The 5459-nt window shown below is 61.4% G+C and carries 5 protein-coding genes; 3 read left to right on the forward strand and 2 right to left on the reverse strand.

All coding sequences use genetic code 11. The annotated features are described in order from the left end of the window. The coding region (locus tag EN925_RS21290; RefSeq protein ID WP_348630345.1) for a peroxidase family protein at positions 1-801 on the reverse strand (801 nt) is incomplete at its 3' end. 265 nt (positions 802-1066) lie between these two features. Here EN925_RS21290 and EN925_RS21295 point away from each other — a divergent pair. Further along, complete coding sequence (locus tag EN925_RS21295) at positions 1067-2014, forward strand: hydrogen peroxide-inducible genes activator (RefSeq protein ID WP_013530140.1); 948 nt, start codon at positions 1067-1069, stop codon at positions 2012-2014. A 20-nt stretch (positions 2015-2034) separates the two neighbouring features. Here the strand turns inward: EN925_RS21295 and EN925_RS21300 are convergent, their stop codons facing one another. Then, positions 2035-2748, reverse strand: coding sequence for a DNA helicase (locus EN925_RS21300; protein WP_013530139.1), 714 nt, complete (start codon positions 2746-2748; stop codon positions 2035-2037). Between the two features lie 584 nt (positions 2749-3332). Between EN925_RS21300 and EN925_RS21305 the strand changes: the two genes are divergently transcribed. After that, the gene (locus tag EN925_RS21305) at positions 3333-4310 is read left to right on the forward strand and encodes a hypothetical protein (protein ID WP_127370147.1); all 978 of its coding nucleotides are present in this window, start codon (positions 3333-3335) and stop codon (positions 4308-4310) included. Between the two features lie 644 nt (positions 4311-4954). Further along, positions 4955-5311, forward strand: coding sequence for an SPW repeat protein (locus EN925_RS21315; RefSeq protein WP_027162069.1), 357 nt, complete (start codon positions 4955-4957; stop codon positions 5309-5311). Positions 5312-5459 lie beyond the last annotated feature (148 nt).

Genomic DNA, 5459 nt, shown 5'->3' on the forward strand with positions numbered 1-5459 from the left:
GCCGTGGGTTTTGCCGAAGGTGTGGCCGCCGGCGATCAGCGCCACGGTCTCCTCGTCGTTCATGGCCATGCGGCCGAACGTCTCGCGAATATCGCGTGCCGAGGCCAGCGGATCCGGCTTGCCGTTCGGCCCTTCCGGATTGACATAGATCAGACCCATCTGGACGGCGCCGAGATGGCCCTGGAGTTCGCGGTCGCCGGAGTAGCGCTTGTCGTCGAGCCACTTGGTTTCCGAACCCCAATCGACGTCCTGCTCGGGTTCCCAGACGTCGGCGCGGCCGCCAGCAAAACCGAAGGTCTTGAAGCCCATCGATTCCAGCGCGACGTTGCCGGTGAGGATCAGCAGGTCGGCCCAGGAGATCTTGCGCCCATATTTCTGCTTGACCGGCCACAGCAGCCGGCGCGCCTTGTCGAGATTGGCATTGTCCGGCCAGCTGTTGAGCGGAGCAAAACGCTGCTGGCCGGCCCCGGCGCCGCCACGGCCGTCGCCGATGCGGTAGGTGCCGGCACTGTGCCAGGCCATGCGGATGAACAGCGGCCCGTAATGGCCGAAGTCGGCCGGCCACCAATCCTGCGAATCCGTCATCACCTGGTGCAGGTCCTTGATCACCGCATCGAGATCGAGCGACTTGAATTCCTCGGCATAGTCGAACTCTTCGCCCATCGGGTCCGAAAGGTTCGACTGCTGATGCAGAACGCCAAGGTCCAGTTGGTTCGGCCACCAGTCACGGTTCGTCCTGCTGGAGGATCCGTGCGCAACGGGGCATTTGCCGGCACTGGGATCATCGGTCTGTGCGTCCATGTTCTTCTCTCCGATCGTGGCTGTGTTGAGCTGTTCAACTGCTGCGTGAACAGGGACACAAAAATGTCCCTGTAGGCGGTCCGTTTCATGGCTGGCGCGATGACCTGAGCCCGATACGCGACCGAATATGTTGGATGTCCTGTTGCTGCGGGCATGCGCCTCACCAGGCGGTCCCGGCTGCTCCTCATCTTCGTTACGACTCCTATAGCAAAGCCGCTTGATTAATTTAAGTTGGATTTCCTGATTGCAGCGATAAGATGACATTATGACAAACCTGACGCTGAAGCAGCTGCGTTATTTCGAGGCGCTGGCCCGGCACAATCATTTCGGCCGCGCCGCCGATGCCTGCTCGATCTCGCAGCCCGCCATCTCGGTGCAGATCCGGGAGTTGGAGGAAACGCTGGGCACGGAGCTTTTCCAAAGAGGCCCACGCCAGGTCCGGCTGACCAATTTCGGCGAGGAATTCGCCTTGCGCGTCCGCGACATCCTACGCTCGGTGGATGAGTTGACGGATCTGGCCCGCGCCTCGCGCGACCGGCTGGTGGGACGGTTGCGCATCGGCGTGATCCCGACGATCGCACCCTACCTTTTGCCTGCCATCATCGGCAACCTCGCCCGCATGCATGACGGGCTCGATATCCACGTGCGCGAAACGCAAACGCAAAAGCTGATCCAGGAACTGGCCGACGGCCGGCTCGACGCGGCCATCGTCGCCTTGCCGGTGTCGGAACCCTCGCTGACGGAAATCGTGCTGTTTGCCGAGAACTTCGTGCTGGTCCGGCCCGGCGAGGACGAGGGAAAGCCGGTCCCCAACCGCGAAATGCTGCGCGAGATGCGGCTGCTTCTGCTGGAGGAAGGCCATTGTTTTCGCGACCAGGCGCTGTCGTTCTGCAACATGCATTCGGCGCGGCCAAGGGAGTTGCTGGACGGCAGCTCGCTGTCGACCCTGGTGCAGATGGTCGGCGCCGGCGTCGGCGTCACCTTGATTCCCGAAATGGCCGTGCCGGTGGAGACGCGCTCGGCGGCGGTGTCTGTCGCCCACTTTGCCAACCCCCAACCGTCGCGGACGATCGGCATGATCTGGCGCAAGACAAGCCCGATCGCCAAACAGCTGATGCTTATATCCGAAGTGGTTCGCCAGGCGGCCGAAACGTTGCGCGCGCAGCACAATCCGGCATCGGTTGAGCTGAACCTGGTAGCAGCCGCCCAATGAAGGCTTGGCTGACCCGATCGTCAGCCTGCCGCGTGGAACCGGATCTCGCCCTTGTTCAGGAAGCAGGTCTTGTTGAACAGCGACAGATCCAGAGGGTTCGGCAACCGCACATCGCCGATATCGGGAACCGGCTTCTGCGCCGGGTCGTAGGACCGGTCGATCTGCGAGATGAAGACGAGGATCAATCCCCTGTCGCCGGCAAACGCTTTCAGCGTGCGAACCTGCGCCATCAGCTCCGGATTTTGCCGCTTTTGGTCGAGCAGTTGCAGGTAGTCGATCACCACCAGCGTGCCGCGCGGCGCCGAGCCCAATGCCTTGACGATATAGTCGGCGCTGATGGCGTCGGAATTGTCGAACACGAACCGGTCGTTGAACTGCACCGGGTCTGCCCCGATGGCTCGAAACCGGTCGAGCACATCCCGCTGCGTATACTCCAGCGTGAAGAACACGCCCCGACTGCCGGACTTCATGGCTTCGATTGCCAGTTCGAGACTCATCAGCGTCTTGCCGTGGCCGGGTCGTGCACCCACCAGGACCAGATCGCCGGGCGCAAGTTGCGCAAACAGTGTGCCGGCAGGCGCCGCCCCGGCTGCCTTGGCCGCAAGCAGGCTCCAACTGGCGAAGCCTTCCCGTACTGCAACACGGTCAAGCGCTTCGTGGAGCGGAATTTTGGCCTCGCGGGACAACAGCCTGGCTTGACGCTTCAGATGATAGATGGGCGCGGACAGCTTCATGACAAACCTCCTGGTGCGAGCCGTTTTCGCAACCCCTCCTTATGCCAAGCGCTCGAACAGTTGGTTCGGTGATGAGAGAGCCCTGCATGGATGATGCTTTCCCGGCGGAGGGAGGAGGCGTGAGCCACGCCAGAATCAGATGATAGCTCAATCCCTGCGTATCGAAAATCGCGGAACTCGAGAGATCAGGTTCCGAACCCGCGGCTTTTCGCGATAGGAATTTTTTCTTGACTCCCTGCACTCAGCTATGGTACATATTTGTCCATGGTGCTGATTTGCGCCGATGGCCCGCCGCACAGGCGGGTTTTTCGTTTGATGCTCCGTCAGCCAACGCGCCGACGAGCTCGAAGGAACCCGCCAACCCGAGTTCGTTGCCCTGCTTCAAGGATACGAAGACGTCCGCCGCAAGCCTGGAGCCAGCATGTCGGCGTAGGGCCGTTGCATGCGTCGACCTGCTTTGCGGATCTTCATGCGGGCGCGCTAAACAAGATGTGTTTCGCCTGATAATGCGAGGCCATCTATGATCGATTCTCGCGGCAATACCGCAAGAAATCGCCATTCGCTTCGACAGGAGAATTGATCCGGTGCGGTTGAGATCTGTTTGTCTGGGCGTCGTCGCCAGCTTTTTCGTCGCCGTCATCGCCGTGACGGTGTCGGCTCGATCCTTTGCCGCATCATCTGACGTTCCGGCCTGGTTGCAGGCTCATGTCGGCAACAGCGAGGGCCAGATCTCACAAATTGTCCTCGAACGAGCCCGCGCGCTTTATCGGAAGAAGGTCGCCCAAGGGGCCGTCAAGAACCCCTGCTACTTCGCCATGGATGCGACACGCCCCAGCGATCTGGGCAATGGCGTGCTCGGCCGCCGCTACTACGTCATCTGCGAGGGCAGCGAGTCCTTCCGCGCGATTTCGTCGGGTCATGGCAGCGGGCGGAATCTGAAGGGTGTCGTCGATTTTTCGAACGGCAAGCGGTGCGCGAAGAACTTCGGCAATGCGATGGATTCATCGTTGACGGCCGGCGGCGCCTATATGACCCGCGAGGCGAAAACCTCGTTCAAGGGTTATTACCGCACTGGTGCGAAACGGGACGTGGCTTTCCAGCGCACCTTCATCCAGTTCGACGGCGAAGGCGAAGCCGCGAACGCCAGGCAGCGGGTGATCGGCGGCCACGCGGCCCAGGTGCTGCACGGCCTGTGCCTGCGCAAAAATCCGAACAGCTCGCATGCCGACCATGACGGCTTCGTGCCGTTCGGCAAGCTGGTGGATTATGCCGGCGGTCGCAGCAATGGCTGCACCAGTTGGTCGCCGGCGGATGCGCAGCAGATTATCCCGATGGTCAAGGACAATCCGACGACGCTCTACATCTACCCGGAATCGCGCGACATCGCCGCGGTCGCAGCCAACCATTCACAGCCGGGCACCTATTGGAACGCGTCCTGCCTGAAGGAAATCGGCACACCGAAATTCTGGCCGCGAAAGACCCTCGAGCCGATCATCGCCCAATACAGGAAGGATCATCCGGCACCGCCGCCGCAGCCAGTGCCGATTTGCACGCAGCCGTGACGTCCGCTTCGGCATGCGAACCATGCGCATTGATCAGCAACCCGTCGTGAACCGGTATCGATCCCGATCTCCGAGGTTTGCCAGCGTCTGACTCCCCGCGCGTCGTCGATGTCGGTAAGCCAAAGGCTGGGATAGGTTCATTTGTAACCTCGGCGCGTTGGTCCCCAGAGACAACGCGCGCCCATGGCGCGGGCGGCCGCCGCCGAGAAGGCCGCCGAAACGAAAGGCGCATCCGGTCGTTCCGCCGCCGCGCGCAAGGCAGTGACCAAGGGTACCCGCGGCAGGAAGGAAGCGGCACAGAAGGCTGCCAGAACGCGAACACATCACGCTTACATTGAACGTCTTCTTCGAGGACTGGCGCTCCGGGTGACGACTATGATCGAGAGGCGATCACATGGGTAATCGCCTGCGCCTCGCACCTTCCCGCCGCGTTGTATGTCGCGAACGGATCGGGAGTGGCTGAATGCTCCCGGCGAGGAGAGTTCCCGGTGCCGTGCCAGGCCGATTGGTTGGAACCAACGGCCTGCTCTCCAGTTAGAAAGCCAGCAAGTCTGGTTGTAGCCTTGCCGCCATGTGACCCGACGGTTTCAAGGCCGCCGATTGAGCTTCGGAAGCGTGGAGAGCACGCTTGATGGAGAAAAATCATGAACCAATGGTCAAACGCCAAGCTCTGTGACGTAGCAAATCTGGTCCTCGGAGCAATTCTCTTCTTCTCTCCATGGATATTCGCCTTCGCGGCGGGGACACAGTCCCAGAATGCCATGGGCAGCGGCATCGTGATTGTCGTGCTTTCGGTTGCCGCCCTCTTCGCCTTTGCTGTCTGGGAGGAATGGCTGAACCTCGTTGTGGGTCTTTGGGTAGTTGTGTCTCCCTGGGTGCTTGGATTCCAGGCAACCACAGCCATGGGCGTGCATGTTGTAATCGGCGTTCTGGTCGCGGTGCTGGCTGCGATCGAGCTGTGGATGATGAACCAGAACCCGCCGACGCAGTCTACGGCCTAGCAGGACTGGGCGTCCTTGCGGCGGCCTGATCGTGACGGATTGGCCGCCGACAAATTGGCATCCCGCTGGGTCGCCGATGACGGTGGAAAATCATCTGACGGTGGCCCCCCGGGAGGCCACCGTCAGATGATTTTCCACCGTCATCGGC

This window comes from Mesorhizobium sp. M7A.F.Ca.US.006.04.2.1 (genome assembly GCF_004022915.1).
GTDB classification, from domain to species: domain Bacteria; phylum Pseudomonadota; class Alphaproteobacteria; order Rhizobiales; family Rhizobiaceae; genus Mesorhizobium; species Mesorhizobium ciceri.